Here is a 13,247-nt window from a genome sequence, read left to right as displayed (position 1 = left end):
AGTTTAAGGTAGAAAAATCGAGGTAAACTGTAAAGAACAGACTCACTGTGGGATTACTGGACGCTTACCGAAAAGCGACAAAAAGGCGCAGCGGTCTGGCCATTCCTTGGCTACTTCCGTGGTTCTGGTTGAGGCGGGATAGAATGAGACGATTACAACGAAACGGCAAGGTAGAGGCAAAACGCTAGACCTGACCCCGGTACTTATATTTTTGCTCAGTCCTATCAAAATCGATCCGCTTTGGGCTTTTCTACAACCTCAACGCCCGGCTCACGCGCCGGTTTGAAGCCGCGAAACGACGGAAAATCGGTCGTTGTGCAGCCGTTGGTTATGCCCTGTGCCCAATTTCCGACACGGAGTTCCACGGACGAATATTTTTCAACTGACCCTCAAGAGCCTCTTCCGCAATCTCTGTATCGTAGGCTGCCTGGGCCCGCAGCCAATACCCGTTGGACAAACCAAAGAAGCGGCACAGGCGCAGGTCAGTGTCTGCGGTTATTGAACGCTTACCCGCAATAATCTGGCCTATTCTCTGAGCAGGCACGCCAATTTCTTTAGCAAGGCGATATTGAGAAATGCCCATCGGCTCAAGAAACTCTTCTTTCAGTAACTCGCCTGGCGTTACGGGATCAATGTTGCGCATGAATTACCTCCTAATGATAATCAACAATTTCGACCTCTTCCGCACCGGCTCGGGTCCAGCGAAAGCAAACTCGGAACTGCCTGTTGATTCGAGTGCTGTGCTGACCCTGCCTGTCGCCATGCAACGGCTCCAACATATTGCCGGGCGGTACTTTAAGATCACCCAGCTGGCTTGCAGCCTGAAGTTGCCGAATTTTCCTCAAGGCAACGCGTTCGAAATTGACAAAACGCCTGACGCGGCGACCGCTTGCCAGCTTCTCGGTGTCCTTACACTTGAACGATATGATCATGGGCCAATAATGACGCAACACATTAATAACGTCAAGCGTTACTATATGCGAGCCATGGCTGCCATCCCCCACCCGACCATGAGTTCGATTGAAGTGTTGGGTATACACCCCGTTAAGTTGGCGCACACCTCTCGAAAGATTGCCGTCAGGTGTTTCAATCAAAGGAGGGTAGTGATTGCCCATTAGGCAGTAGGCGTGACATTCCCAGTTGAAAGTCTCACACACTTCGTCGAAAACTGACAAAAAGACGCGGCGGTCATCGTCAGATTCAAAAAACATCTCACGCTGATTTCGGCGAAACCTCAAAGAGAAAAACGCACCGGCAATTTCCAGTCGCAGCGGTCTGGCCATTCCTTGGCTCCTCCGTGGTTCTAATTGATGCCGGATAGAGTGAAAGATTACGACGAAAGGGCAAGGCAGGGGCAAAACGCAAGACCTGAGCCCCCGGAACTATTCTTGGTCATGTGTTGCTTCAGGCAGCGACAAGCTTCTTAACCTTGAGCTCATTGCGATGTTGCTCAGCATGCCAGAGTTCATATTGAGACTGCTGGTTCAGCCAACTCTCTGCCGAGGTATCAAACGCGATAGAAAGCCGAATAGCCATTTCGGGACTAATACCAGCCTTGCCGTTCAGCACGGCGCTCAGAGTTTTGCGGCTTACCCCCAATGCTTCTGCGGCAGCCGTTACAGACAAGCCAAGGGGTTCCAGACAAAGCTCTCGCAAGACTTCACCCGGGTGGGGAGGGTTGTGCATCAACATCGGCGGTACCTCAGTGGTAATCTTCGTAATTCACTATCTCGGCATCTCCGTCCTCAAACCAGAACGTCACTCGCCAGTTACCACTGACCGTCACTGACCAAATTCCGGTGCGATTCCCCGAGAGCTCGTGCAGTCGAAGGCCTGGTAAGTCCATATCATTAACGTCTGACGCTGCGTTTAGCCTACCGAGAATAAGCCGAAGCCTCTTTGCATGAGCGGCCTGAATCCCTGCAGTGCTGCCGGACTTGAAGAATTTAGCCAGGCCCTTATGTTTGAAACTTCGAATCATTCCTTGAATGTACCCTGTAACGTATCGGGTGTCAAAAACACATAACACCCGCCGCATCCACGACTTTGGAATGAGGGTAGGTGCGGCGGTCTGGCCATTCCCTGGCTCCTTCCACGGCTCTAATTGAGACGGGACAGAGTGAGACGGTTGCAACGAAAGAGCAAGGCAGGGGCAAAACGCAAGACCTGACCCCGGGACTCTGTATACCCCTTTTTCCAGCGTTCGCCCGCAGAAACGCCCAGCTCCTTTAGAATGGCTGTTTTTCAAGCACCGAACCAGGCGGAGATGGGTTACCCCGTTAGGATCACTGCTGGTCTAAATCGTGGAACCTGGCGAACCATGCGAACCACACCGCTGTCACAGAGAAGACACGGCCAGCATCGTTGAGACGCCGGGTTCTCCAGTGTCGCTTCTGATTTGGGCGGCTGCGATAAACAGTGCAGGATAACCGCCAGTTTGCGGCGTCGAGTGCAGTTGCTCAGGTAGCCAAAATGACGAATTCGCATAAAGCCCTTCGGCAGGATATGCATCAGGAATCGCCGTACGAACTCCTGGCCATCCAGCCATTGGGTCTTCAAGGTAGCGTAAACACCAAATGGAAGTAAGGCACTTGCAGTAACAGGGAGCGCTGACGTGCGCTCCATTGTTCAGTTGCATGGCCCTGGCATTGCGGACAATGGCGATCCCGGCATCCGTAGTAGCAGATGGAGCGGGCCTGGCAATGATCACAACGCACCTCCGAAACTTGCGATCAGGTCTGCAGGACCCCCGTTTTGGGGTGTGACGCCCGGCAACCAGTGCAGATACCGTTGAGTGCTGCGCACATCGCTATGCCCCAAGAGCCGTTGCAGCTCATGAATGGGCAACCCCCGCTCCAGCTGGTGCGTGGCGTAGGCATGGCGCAAGGCGTGAATGCCACCGCATTTTTCAATGCCACTGGTGGTCTTGGCGGTGTGGTAGACCTTCTGGGGCGTGGTGATATGAAGGTGTCTGTCTGGCAGTAAATCACTGGGAAATAACCAGAGCATGGGATGACGAATCCGCCAATAGCGACGGAGGCTATGTTGTGCCTGTCCATCAGGCTATCTTCATCAGGCTAACTTTAGTTGAACGGCTTGCTCTCGTAGCGGCGTTCTATGCTCTCCACCAAATCACTGATCCGTAGCATTTAAAGCTTCGTCCATTTTCTTCAACTCCTGGATCATCTCATTGAACGTCCATGGCAGGTCACCGGGAAACATGTCACCCATCTTATCCCAGTCCTTCTCTAGGCTTTCTGCAACAGCTCCCTCTGGAATCAGAAAGAGGCTGCCCGGCACCGCTTCACTCCACTTGGACGCCCCTCGCTTGAAATACTTCTGTTTATGTTCGACGACTTGCGCTAGCAGTCCTGTGTCCCCAATAAATTCGGGATTGGATCTGTTGATCGACACCACATCATAGATATGTCGGGATTGCCGCTCCCCTAGAGCCTCCACGCCCCGATGGTTTATCTCATGAAGGGCTGTAATTTTCTCAAAAAAGGTACGATCGCAGCCGAGGACATCTACCAGGCAATCATCGACGGTAATATCGAGACGAGACAAGGCAATGGGACTGATCATGTGGGTCGCAGAGGGCTCCAGACCCGCCTTTCCGCCGCATTCGAGCAGCACCCTTTGTTGGATGTAGCCACCGCCTCTGAAAATCCGAGGGTATTGAATCTCAAGGTCAGTCCCGGTTTCCAACACCTTAACGGTGAATTCTTCGTCGTATTCTTTGAAGCATTTATCCAGAAAAGGCTTCAAAACGTCCGCTACTGTCTCTTTGGTTGCCGCATCCAGTCTCTTCAACCGGGCCTTCAACTGGCTGCCAGACTCCCGCATGTCTGGGGCAGGGTGGCCCAGTAACTTCATATCGAGAGACAGATCGATATCCTCGGACATGCGATCGATGCAACCGAACACTTTACTCAGCGTGGTTCCCCCTTTAAACATGAAGGGAGTAGCGGTCTTCCCCAGACAATCTGGCTTCAGCTGCTCGAAAAAGGTCTACCCGATCTTTGTTGTTAAGACTAAACAGATACGGCACGCTCACTGGAACCCTCCACAACGGACTTGGCCCATTTCATTCTTCCTTCAAAAACACCCAGTAACTTGGACTGTGCTTTCTCTGACAGGTGCTCAAATGCGCTCGAAAATGCCTTCAATTCTCTACGAGCGTGCTCTTCCCCGGCGTAATGAAGGGCAACCCATAGTTTTGCGGCCTGTTTCTTCTCTGCGGCAGGCAACCCAGCCAGCTTGGACTCTACTGATCCCAGTGAACGGCTGTATTCGAACTTGATTATCGTTTTACCCAGCTGGATCGGCTTGATTCGCTTGGTTGAGATATAGGATGGCTTCATGGCCATTTGAGTGGAGGCCCCAATCTCGTTAAGAGCGGTGGCGCCAGCAGAGACAATGAACGCCTCACGGATCTTTTCCAGAACCGAGACCACGGTCTGCGGTGACGCCTGGACAATGCCAAAGCGTGTTTTCTTGGGGCGCTGCCACAACCCACGCTCAATCGGCATGACCACCTGGGTTTTTTGCAGCTCAGCCAAGCTCTGGGAGATACGGCTACCATGCCCCCCAAAGCGAACGACCAACTGTTGGTGCGTGAATACACTCCCGAACGATCTGTGCTTCACGTATTCCTCAACTCGCTCACCAATGTTCATTGCTCTAATCTCAGTGTTAGCAGAACCTATAACGCTTTTTTACTAAACACATTGTACACTTTTTGCGCCGTTTTTCACTGTGTTTGGAAAACTCACCCGTTTAGGAATACTGGCCCCAGCGTCCGTGAAAATGCCCTTTGTCGATGCAGATGCCCTTATCAAGCGGATTCGGTAGTCCAACACTCTGTCTATTAGCCTATATACCGTTTTAGGATCTGATTTGAGCGCCTGGAATCCGACAACAAGAAGGAAAGCACCAGGAAAGCACCAGGGTGTTCGGCGACAATTAGGATGACCGGTTAACGACAATTATCTTGGCCGGTTGGGTGTAACAATCGGTACTTTGTTTTCCACTGTGGAGCACAAGGTGCCTGGTCAACACATAACCAACCGACAAGAGGAGCTGTACATGCAGCACCGACAAAATGGCGCAAGCCAAGAAGTAGCTGCCGCCAAGGCAGGCGTTTCTGTCCGATCTGGGCGACGCATCGAGACATCAGCACAAAAACCCTGCCTTGACACCGAGCGGCAATGGCGTACCCGAGAAGATCCACTGGAAGCGGTTTGGGAAACAGAGTTGCTCCATCTGTTAGAAAATGAGCCTAAGCTGACCGGTACAACTCTGCTTGATTATCTGCAAGAGCATTACCCTGAGCACTACGATCAGACCATTCTGCGCACCCTGCAACGCCGTGTGAAGCTCTGGCGGGCGCTACACGGGCCGGAACGCGAGGTCATTTTTCGCCAGCAGGCGGTTGTGGCGCAACAGGGGTTTTCTGATTTTACCCACCCCGACAACCCGGTTACGATTCAATCCAAGACCTTTCCACACCTGCTCTATCAATTTCGATTGGCCTACAGCGGTTGGCGCTCGGTTACCGTCGTTCAAGGTGGTGAGAGTTATGCGGCTCTGGCGGCGGGCTTGCAGCGAGCCTTACAACAGGTGGGTGGCAGTCCCATTGAGCACCGCACCGACAGCTTAAGCGCGGCACGCAATAACCGTCAAAACGTGTGGACTGAGGCTTACAGCGAGCTGTGCCAGCATTACCGCATGACACCCACTCGCAATAATCTGGGGCAGTCCCATGAAAACGGCGTGGTGGAGTGCGCCAATGGCTCGCTCAAGAAACGCTTGGCACAACAGTTGTTATTGCGCGGTCACAGTGACTTCGACGGTGTTGCGCACTATCAGGCTTTTATTGATCGCGTTGTCGACAAGCTCAATCAGCGCAACCGATCGCGCGCGCTTGAAGAGCAGGCGGCCTTGCAGCCTCTGCCGGAGTTTACGGCGGCCGAGTATCAGACCCTCCACCTTAAGGTGACGCGCAGCTCAACGATCGAAGTCCGGCGCGTTGTTTACACCGTGCCATCGCGGCTGATTGGAGAGTCGGTACAAATCCGGTTGCACCACGACAAGCTGGTGCTGTTCGTCGGACAGCAGCCGGCACTGACATTACCGCGCATTTACCCCAAACCTGGCGAGAATCGCGCCCGCAGCGTCAATTACCGGCACGTTATCCGCTCGCTGGCCTCGAAGCCGCAGGCCTTCCGTTACTCTCAGTTGCGTGATGACTTACTCCCGGACGACAACTACCGTCAACTCTGGCAGCTTGCGGATACGCACCTTGAAGCCCGAGAAGCCTGCAAATGGATCGTGACAACATTGCGACTGGCCTTCGAGTACGATGATGAACAGTCGCTGGGGGAGGATCTGCTGATTGAGGCCCAAGCAGGCCGGTTCGCGTCCATTACCGAGATTCAGTCACGCTACCTTCGCGGCAACCCAGACCTCAAGTGCTCTGCATCAAGCCAACACACCTTAGTGAGCTACGACGAGCTACTGTCCTCGATCAACAGTCAGGAGGCACAGATATGACAGGCTCTGTCGCTTTACTGTTAAAAGAACTCCGTCTGCCGGCCTTCCACCGTCATTACCAATCGCTCTGGGAAACCGCCATTGAGAAGAACTGGTCACACACCGATTACCTAGCGGCATTGTGTGAGTACGAGCTCTCAGACCGCTACCAGCGCCGGACCCAGAAGTGGGTACGCGAGGCAAAACTTGCCGCCAACAAGACCTTCTCAGCGCTTGATCAAAGCGCGTTCAGCCGCCCCTGCAACACCGCACTGGCAAGGCTGCAACAAGACAGTGACTGGGCACACCATGCCGACAATGTGCTGTTGATTGGCCCCAGCGGCACTGGCAAAACCCATATCGCTAATGCACTGGGTCATCAACTCACCGAACAGGGGGTACGCTGCAAACTGTTCCCTGCCATAGCGCTGGTTCAGCACTTACAACAGGCCAAGCGCGATCTCGACTTGATGACAGCCATGACACGGCTGGATAAATACAGGGTCGTCATCATCGATGACATCGGTTATGTAAAAAAGACGGATGCAGAAACCCAGGTACTGTTCGAGTTCATCGCCCATCGCTATGAGAGTGGCAGTCTAATCGTCACAGCCAACCAACCATTTAGTGAGTGGGATCAAATCTTCCCAGACAGCATGATGACTGTAGCGGCCATAGACCGGCTGATACACCACGCAACTATTATCGAATTAGAGGGGGAAAGTTACCGAAGACAGCAGCATCTCAAGCAGGCTGCAAAGAGTAAGAAGTAAGACCACCCAACCGGCCATCATAGTTGTCGCGGACCGGACAGGATAGTTGACGCCGAACACCGGGACAGGCACTCTACACATTGTGATAAAAAGCTGGACATTTACGCCGAACACCAGGGACAGGCACTCTACACATTGTGATAAAAAGCTGGACATTTATACAGCCTTTTGTGATAAACCTTACAGGGACAGAAAACGACAAGGAGTCATTATGCCCAGGCCACGCAGCGAGCAGATCAGCATTGCCGACACCCCCTTCTACCATGTCATTTCACGCTGCGTACGGCGCACATTCCTGTGCGGCAAAGATCGGGCTACCGGGCGCTGTTACGAACACCGGCGCGGCTGGATTGAAGAGCGGATTCGCCTACTGGCCTCTGTGTTTTCGCTGGATGTAGCGGCCTATGCGGTTATGTCGAACCATTATCACCTGGTGGTGAAACTCAGCCCGGCAGAAGTAGACTGTTGGAGCAATGATGAGGTGCTAGCGCGGTGGTGCAGCCTGCATAAGGGGCCGCCTCTCGTTCAACGTTACCTCCGGGGCGACAATCTCTGCCCGGCAGAGTTGCGGCGGGTGGACGAATATGCGGACCGCTTTCGGGCTCGGCTCGGGGACTTGAGCTGGTTTATGAAGTGTCTGAATCAACCGATTGCGTGGCAAGCGAACCGGGAAGACCAGTGCACCGGACATTTCTGGGAAAGTCGTTTCAAGTCCCAGCCCCTGGATACCGAAGAAGCCCTGCTCTCCTGCATGGCCTATGTGGATCTGAATCCGGTTCGTGCTGCGATGGCAGAGACTCCAGAGCAGTCAAACCACACCAGCATCAAAGAGCGCATTGCTCCGCAGTTCGATCTGGCCGAAGCCATTCGCCGCCAGACCCAGCAACAGGCGCTGAACGAATTTGCAGTGCCCCTGAAACCACTGTTGGGCTTTGAAGGCGTCATCCGCAACGGCTTCCAGCGCGGCATCCTGTTCAGTTTTGAAGATTACCTGGAATTGGTCGACTGCACCGGCCGGATTAGCCGGGACAACAAGCGTGGGACCATTGATGAGAAGGCCTTGCCGATTCTGGAGCGGTTGAACCTTGATCCTGACCGATGGTGCGAAAGGGCCACTAGGTTTGAGGATACCTATCAGGATTACCGACAGAGCCGCCGACGACAGGCAGCCTGAGCGCTTCCCTCCCCTCTGAGTAACACTTTCTAATCTGGCAGATTTGCCGGAGTTTTGGCGTGTCTGGTACACAGCGCTACCGGACAAGATTGTTCATTTTTCACACACACGCTTGGGAATAAACCCGGAATACCCGCGTCAGAAAAAGCAAAGCCCCGAATGCAGAACCTCCGGGCTTTTTAGATCAGGTCAGACTATGTTGTGCCTGTCCATAGTGGTCTGTCGAAAACTGACAAAAGGCGCGGCGGTCTGGCCAATCCCTGGCTCCTTCCGTGACTCTAATTGAGAAGTTATGGGATGAGACGATTACCAAAAAAGGCCAAAGCACGGGCAAAACGCAAGACCTGACCCCGGAACGACTGAATCATAACCCTTTGATTTGCGGCTGCTTTGTAGCATCAGCGGACAAACAGTCCGACAACAGCGCCTTGTTGTTGCAACTTGCCTCAATTGTGGCGCATTGCTACAATTGAGGCAACTCAGTGCAGGAGGTACAAATGGCTACAAACAGTATTCGCTTAGACCAAAACCTAATTGAAAAGGCCACTATTATGGCCAAAGCGCTTAATCGAACACCACCCAAACAAATAGAACATTGGGCAAAAATCGGCGAGATGATGGAAGATAACCCCGATTTACCTTACGAGTTTGTAAGACAGGCCATCATCGCGCAGGCAGAGCGGGACGCCGGAAAGCTGGAGGCCTACGATTTTGGTTAAAGCCACCAGTGTATTACAGACCCCTACATTCAAAAAAGCGGTAAAGAAGCTCAAGCCCAACCAGAAGAAAGACCTTGATTTGGCCGTTAAGGACCTAATGGCCAACCCCAACATTGGCGAGCAGAAGAAAGGGGATCTGGCCTTTCTGCGAGTGCATAAGTTCAAAATGAACAAGCAACTGACACTGTTGGGCTATAGTTTTGATGATGGCGCCCTTGCCCTTGAACTGATGGCCCTGGGCTTACACGAAAACTTCTACCGCGATATCAAGCGGAAAGAGTGACGTTGTAACGCTTAGGTAACCGGCACCGGAGCGCAAGCGGAGGGAACCAAAAGCGGTGTGCTTTTGGTGTCCGGTTGACCGTCTGGTTAGGGGCTACGGCGCACCGGGATCATTTGATTCAATGACGATGCCGGTCTGTACGATTTCATACTTGCCCTTGCCCAGATGGTTGACACTATAACCATCTCTTGTTTTAAGGTGCTTGAGGCCCTCGCTTGTTGCGTTGGGATTATCGAATGTTCCGGCGTCGTTTATATCCGCATGAATATCAATAAGATATTCTCTGCCATCCGAATCTATAGCAACGAAGGTTCCATCAAGCCTGATGTCCTGTGGCATTTTTGTGTTCCTCCCTATAACGACAGAACTCAGCCGAACGTTGCCGCGCCACATAGCGACGATATGAATGGCGCGGCAACGGTCGGCTGGATTGACTGATTAGGTGTATTATTCCATTGGCTTAAGCTGCTCGTCGCTGAAACCTTTTAAAACCTTATATTTCACCTGGGTATTGTTTGCATCGAGAATTTCAACCTGCGCACCCTTGAATGAAATCATAGTGCTGGCTTGAGGAGAATAATCGTACGTTGCATCTTGAAAGAATGATGCTCTTGCATAATCATTCATGTATTCACGATATGTAATTTTAAGCTCACCCTTTGAAAGACCTGAATAGATTATTTCCTGCTTTACAGAATCTGTTTGATTCGTAGACTTTCCATTCATGTAATCAACAAAGACCTTGCCTTTTTTATCGTATGTGTAGATTGCCTCCCCTACACCGGCTGTCGACACCGTACCTTTTTCTGGGTCACGAGAAATAGTTTCTGGCATTATTGAACACCCTGCCAACGATGTGACTGCAAGAACAGCGCCTAGCATTAATGTTTTTTTCATCTCTCTTTTCCTTTATGCCCTTTTTCGGTGACTTGCCAGGTGCCGGGCAAATTGAGCACCTAACGAGGCTGTAGTAAAACCCTCGAGCCCTTTTGTGATAACGTTCCTACGTAAAATCTAGGTCTGCCTTCAACGATAAGTGCTCCAGATTTTAAGAATAGGCGCTATTTTTAGCTTAATTATTGATCGATTCAAGGCCGAAAAAAGCCTTTGACCTTTTTCTACAGCCTCAACGCTGCCAGCATGCGCGGCTGCGGAATGGAGGCGAAGCCGCAATGCAGCAGACGTCGCCGTGACTGGCCTTGTTAGGGCTATTGCGATATAATTGTACGGAGTTACCGTACGTAATGGTGGAATTATGAATATCATCAGTGTAAATAAATTCAGAGAAAACCTGAAAAGCCTTGTAGAACAGGTTATTAGCACGCACGAACCCCTCAAGGTGACACGCCGCGCCGGAGAGGCTTTCGTGATTATGAGTGCCGAAGACTGGGAAAGAGAACAAGAAACCCTGCATGTTCTTCAGAACCAAGACCTGATGCAGCAGATTGCGGCCTCCTTCGATACTCACAGCCGTGGCCAAGGATATACACCTAATGATGAGCAGATGAATGAGATCACTGGTATTTGAGGGCAGCACCTGGGAAGCCTATGAAAAGATGCGAGAGAAAGACAAGAAGCTGCACAAAGCTCTCTGCAAATTGCTGAAAGAAATGCTCCGCTCTGACGACCCATCAACTGGCATCGGCAAACCTGAACCGCTTAAACACAACTTATCAGGCTTGTGGTCACGGCGCATCTCACAGAAAGACAGGCTCATATACCGATTCGACGACAAATCCATTTATGTTTTCGCCATTGGAGGGCACTACGACCAGCCCTAACGCCAAGCTAAGCGGTGCCCGACTAGGGCATCCGGTGGACGGCCTTCAGGCCGGGAACGAACTTGAGCGATTGGTTAGCTGGGTATAACTGACAGGCCCAGCTCTTGGCACTCAAAATGATAGCCTACTCCGCTGCTGCTCTTGCACCAAAATCCGCCGATGCACAGTGTCAAAAAGCACCGCAGCCGATGCGGCGAATGAACCTGAACGCCAGATTACCAGGCGCAGGCCCAAGTTTGCGCGGATGGCCCCGCACGGCGAGCACCAACCTTTATGCCAACACTGCTGGCCGATTGAACCGCCAAACTGACCACGGATTCCGACGGCCTTGGCGTAACTGAAAATTACCGGTTTTGCTACCAACTCTGGGCCAAGGCCACTGGCACCGAACCACCAAAAAGGAACCACATCAATCCAGCTAACAGCGTGTTAGATAGCGCTCTTCATTATTGTGAAAAACTGACCGCCGCATAACACGCAATCCTGCAACTGGAAATTTTTACTTTTCCCCATAAATAACAATTGCTTAAAAATTAAAGCTAAACAGCTCTCTGTAATCGTTTGACCGCTTCGTTATTGCAATAATGAAGAATGCTCTGCCCTCCGCACCTCAAGCACGCGCCCCATTCGGGCAAGATTCCAAGCAAACTCACCCCGAATCACAAAATACAAATCAGCGGCCAAAGATGCAGGCACTACAGGATTCCGAAAGCCAAGAAAAAACAGGGTCAATACAGAAGAGATCATCGGCTGTCCTCCTTAACAAGTAAGTGCGTATATTGTACTAATACGTACACACTAAACCCTTTTCGGTCTTATGACTTCCCCAAATTGACCAAAACCCGCAAAAAAAAAGCCCCCGGCTCACACCGAAGGCTTTTCATCAATTCGTTACCTAATTCAACAACAAATCACTTCACCTTAGGATCCAACTCCCCACGCTCATAAGCCTCATACATCCGCTCAAGATTAATCGGCTTGATCTTGCTCGCATTACCCGCACAACCAAACGCTTCATAACGCGCAATACAAATATCTGACATGGCCACCATGGTGGCTTTCAGGAATTTGCGTGGGTCGAATTCGGCCGGGTTTTCGGCCAGGAAACGGCGCACGGCGCCGGTGCTTGCCAGGCGCAGGTCGGTGTCTATGTTGATTTTGCGCACACCGTGTTTGATGCCTTCCACGATTTCTTCGACCGGTACGCCGTAGGTTTCGGGGATTTGGCCGCCGTATTGGTTGATGATTTTCAACCATTCCTGGGGTACAGAGCTAGAGCCGTGCATTACCAGGTGGGTGTCTGGAATGCGTTTGTGAATGGCTTTGATTCGCCCTATGTCCAGGGTGTCGCCGGTGGGCGGGCGGCTGAACTTGTAAGCGCCGTGGCTGGTGCCAATTGCGATGGCCAGTGCGTCTACCTGGGTCTTTTGCACGAAGTCGGCGGCTTCTTCAGGGTCGGTCAGCATCTGGCTCATGTCCAGGGTGCCTTCGGCGCCTATGCCATCTTCTTCGCCGGCCTGGCCGGTTTCCAAAGAGCCCAGGCAACCCAATTCGCCTTCTACCGATACGCCACAGGCGTGGGCCATTTCTACTACGCGGCGGGTAACGTCTACGTTGTAGTCGTAGTCGGTCGGTGTTTTACCGTCTTCACCCAGGGAGCCGTCCATCATCACCGAGCTGAAGCCCAGCTGAATGGAGCGCTGGCACACGGCGGGGCTGGTGCCGTGGTCTTGGTGCATAACCACCGGGATGTGCGGAAACTCTTCAATGGCCGCCAGAATCATGCGGCGCAGGAAGGGGGCTCCGGCGTATTTGCGGGCGCCGGCCGAGGCTTGAACAATCACCGGTGAGTCGGTTTTGTCCGCCGCTTCCATAATGGCGCGCATTTGTTCCAGGTTGTTCACGTTAAAGGCTGGCACACCGTAACCATGCTCGGCGGCGTGGTCCAGCATTTGCCGCATCGAAATCAGGGCCATTAGGTTG

20 protein-coding genes and 1 pseudogene are annotated in these 13,247 nt (G+C 52.3%); 7 read left to right on the top strand and 14 right to left on the bottom strand.

Going from position 1 to position 13,247, the window contains the following annotated elements:
• Nucleotides 1-328 precede the first annotated feature (328 nt).
• The 10 genes and pseudogenes from MELB17_RS07590 to MELB17_RS07555 all read right to left on the bottom strand — a co-directional run bounded on the left by MELB17_RS07590 (nt 329) and on the right by MELB17_RS07555 (nt 4,679).
• Nucleotides 329-643, bottom strand: coding sequence for a HigA family addiction module antitoxin (locus tag MELB17_RS07590; protein ID WP_007349590.1), 315 nt, complete (start codon nt 641-643; stop codon nt 329-331).
• 10 nt (nt 644-653) lie between these two features.
• Entirely contained in the window at nt 654-932 is a 279-nt protein-coding gene (locus MELB17_RS25465) for a type II toxin-antitoxin system RelE/ParE family toxin (RefSeq protein ID WP_036183995.1), read from the bottom strand.
• Between the two features lie 81 nt (nt 933-1,013).
• Nucleotides 1,014-1,283: pseudogene (locus MELB17_RS25460) on the bottom strand (transposase); the annotation flags it as partial.
• A gap of 121 nt (nt 1,284-1,404) precedes the next feature.
• On the bottom strand, nt 1,405-1,692 hold the full coding sequence (locus tag MELB17_RS07575) for a HigA family addiction module antitoxin (RefSeq protein WP_007349588.1): 288 nt from the start codon (nt 1,690-1,692) through the stop codon (nt 1,405-1,407).
• A 10-nt stretch (nt 1,693-1,702) separates the two neighbouring features.
• Entirely contained in the window at nt 1,703-1,981 is a 279-nt protein-coding gene (locus MELB17_RS07570) for a type II toxin-antitoxin system RelE/ParE family toxin (RefSeq protein ID WP_007349587.1), read from the bottom strand.
• Nucleotides 1,982-2,271: 290 nt separating this feature from the next.
• Nucleotides 2,272-2,511 carry a hypothetical protein gene (locus MELB17_RS25455; protein WP_264673219.1) on the bottom strand — a complete coding sequence of 80 codons (240 nt, stop codon included), beginning with the start codon at nt 2,509-2,511 and terminating at the stop codon, nt 2,272-2,274.
• Between the two features lie 44 nt (nt 2,512-2,555).
• Entirely contained in the window at nt 2,556-2,717 is a 162-nt protein-coding gene (locus MELB17_RS25450) for a transposase zinc-binding domain-containing protein (protein ID WP_083796360.1), read from the bottom strand.
• On the bottom strand, nt 2,707-3,021 hold the full coding sequence (locus MELB17_RS23630) for a tyrosine-type recombinase/integrase (protein WP_227498836.1): 315 nt from the start codon (nt 3,019-3,021) through the stop codon (nt 2,707-2,709). The genes MELB17_RS25450 and MELB17_RS23630 overlap by 11 nt, the downstream gene beginning before the upstream one ends.
• Nucleotides 3,022-3,132: 111 nt before the next feature.
• Nucleotides 3,133-3,957, bottom strand: coding sequence for a nucleotidyl transferase AbiEii/AbiGii toxin family protein (locus MELB17_RS07560; RefSeq protein ID WP_007349585.1), 825 nt, complete (start codon nt 3,955-3,957; stop codon nt 3,133-3,135).
• A gap of 77 nt (nt 3,958-4,034) precedes the next feature.
• Nucleotides 4,035-4,679, bottom strand: a complete 645-nt coding sequence (locus MELB17_RS07555) for a DUF6088 family protein (RefSeq protein ID WP_007349584.1) — start codon at nt 4,677-4,679, stop codon at nt 4,035-4,037.
• Nucleotides 4,680-5,088: 409 nt separating this feature from the next.
• Here MELB17_RS07555 and istA point away from each other — a divergent pair, with 409 nt between their 5' ends.
• The 5 genes from istA (at nt 5,089) to MELB17_RS07525 (ending at nt 9,483) form a co-directional block, all read left to right on the top strand.
• Nucleotides 5,089-6,555, top strand: coding sequence for an IS21 family transposase (istA, locus tag MELB17_RS07550; protein ID WP_007348517.1), 1,467 nt, complete (start codon nt 5,089-5,091; stop codon nt 6,553-6,555).
• Nucleotides 6,552-7,307, top strand: coding sequence for an IS21-like element helper ATPase IstB (gene istB / locus MELB17_RS07545; RefSeq protein ID WP_007348516.1), 756 nt, complete (start codon nt 6,552-6,554; stop codon nt 7,305-7,307). Before istA ends, istB begins: the two co-directional genes overlap by 4 nt.
• Before the next feature lie 211 nt (nt 7,308-7,518).
• The gene (locus tag MELB17_RS07540; protein WP_007349583.1) at nt 7,519-8,481 is read left to right on the top strand and encodes a transposase; all 963 of its coding nucleotides are present in this window, start codon (nt 7,519-7,521) and stop codon (nt 8,479-8,481) included.
• Nucleotides 8,482-8,978: 497 nt separating this feature from the next.
• A complete protein-coding gene (locus MELB17_RS07530; RefSeq protein ID WP_007349581.1) occupies nt 8,979-9,200 on the top strand; it encodes a TA system antitoxin ParD family protein in 222 nt (73 codons plus the stop codon).
• Complete coding sequence (locus MELB17_RS07525) at nt 9,193-9,483, top strand: type II toxin-antitoxin system RelE/ParE family toxin (RefSeq protein ID WP_007349580.1); 291 nt, start codon at nt 9,193-9,195, stop codon at nt 9,481-9,483. Before MELB17_RS07530 ends, MELB17_RS07525 begins: the two co-directional genes overlap by 8 nt.
• 93 nt (nt 9,484-9,576) lie before the next feature.
• Here the strand turns inward: MELB17_RS07525 and MELB17_RS07520 are convergent, their stop codons facing one another.
• A complete protein-coding gene (locus tag MELB17_RS07520; RefSeq protein ID WP_007349579.1) occupies nt 9,577-9,822 on the bottom strand; it encodes a hypothetical protein in 246 nt (81 codons plus the stop codon).
• A 108-nt stretch (nt 9,823-9,930) separates the two neighbouring features.
• Nucleotides 9,931-10,380 carry a hypothetical protein gene (locus MELB17_RS23190; protein WP_007349578.1) on the bottom strand — a complete coding sequence of 150 codons (450 nt, stop codon included), beginning with the start codon at nt 10,378-10,380 and terminating at the stop codon, nt 9,931-9,933.
• Between the two features lie 358 nt (nt 10,381-10,738).
• Here MELB17_RS23190 and MELB17_RS07510 point away from each other — a divergent pair, with 358 nt between their 5' ends.
• Together MELB17_RS07510 and MELB17_RS07505 are read left to right on the top strand one after the other, a co-directional pair.
• Complete coding sequence (locus tag MELB17_RS07510) at nt 10,739-11,011, top strand: type II toxin-antitoxin system Phd/YefM family antitoxin (RefSeq protein ID WP_007349577.1); 273 nt, start codon at nt 10,739-10,741, stop codon at nt 11,009-11,011.
• Nucleotides 10,992-11,264, top strand: a complete 273-nt coding sequence (locus MELB17_RS07505) for a Txe/YoeB family addiction module toxin (RefSeq protein ID WP_007348079.1) — start codon at nt 10,992-10,994, stop codon at nt 11,262-11,264. The genes MELB17_RS07510 and MELB17_RS07505 overlap by 20 nt, the downstream gene beginning before the upstream one ends.
• Nucleotides 11,265-11,837: 573 nt before the next feature.
• Here the strand turns inward: MELB17_RS07505 and MELB17_RS24985 are convergent.
• Together MELB17_RS24985 and fba are read right to left on the bottom strand one after the other, a co-directional pair.
• Entirely contained in the window at nt 11,838-12,011 is a 174-nt protein-coding gene (locus MELB17_RS24985) for a hypothetical protein (protein ID WP_007349575.1), read from the bottom strand.
• Between the two features lie 164 nt (nt 12,012-12,175).
• Nucleotides 12,176-13,240, bottom strand: a complete 1,065-nt coding sequence (gene fba, locus MELB17_RS07495) for a class II fructose-bisphosphate aldolase (RefSeq protein ID WP_007349574.1) — start codon at nt 13,238-13,240, stop codon at nt 12,176-12,178.
• Nucleotides 13,241-13,247 lie beyond the last annotated feature (7 nt).

Source organism: Marinobacter sp. ELB17 (assembly GCF_000169375.1).
Classification (GTDB): Bacteria; Pseudomonadota; Gammaproteobacteria; order Pseudomonadales; family Oleiphilaceae; genus Marinobacter.
Note: the sequence above shows the minus strand (reverse complement) of the source record. Positions and strands in the feature narration are given on the sequence as shown.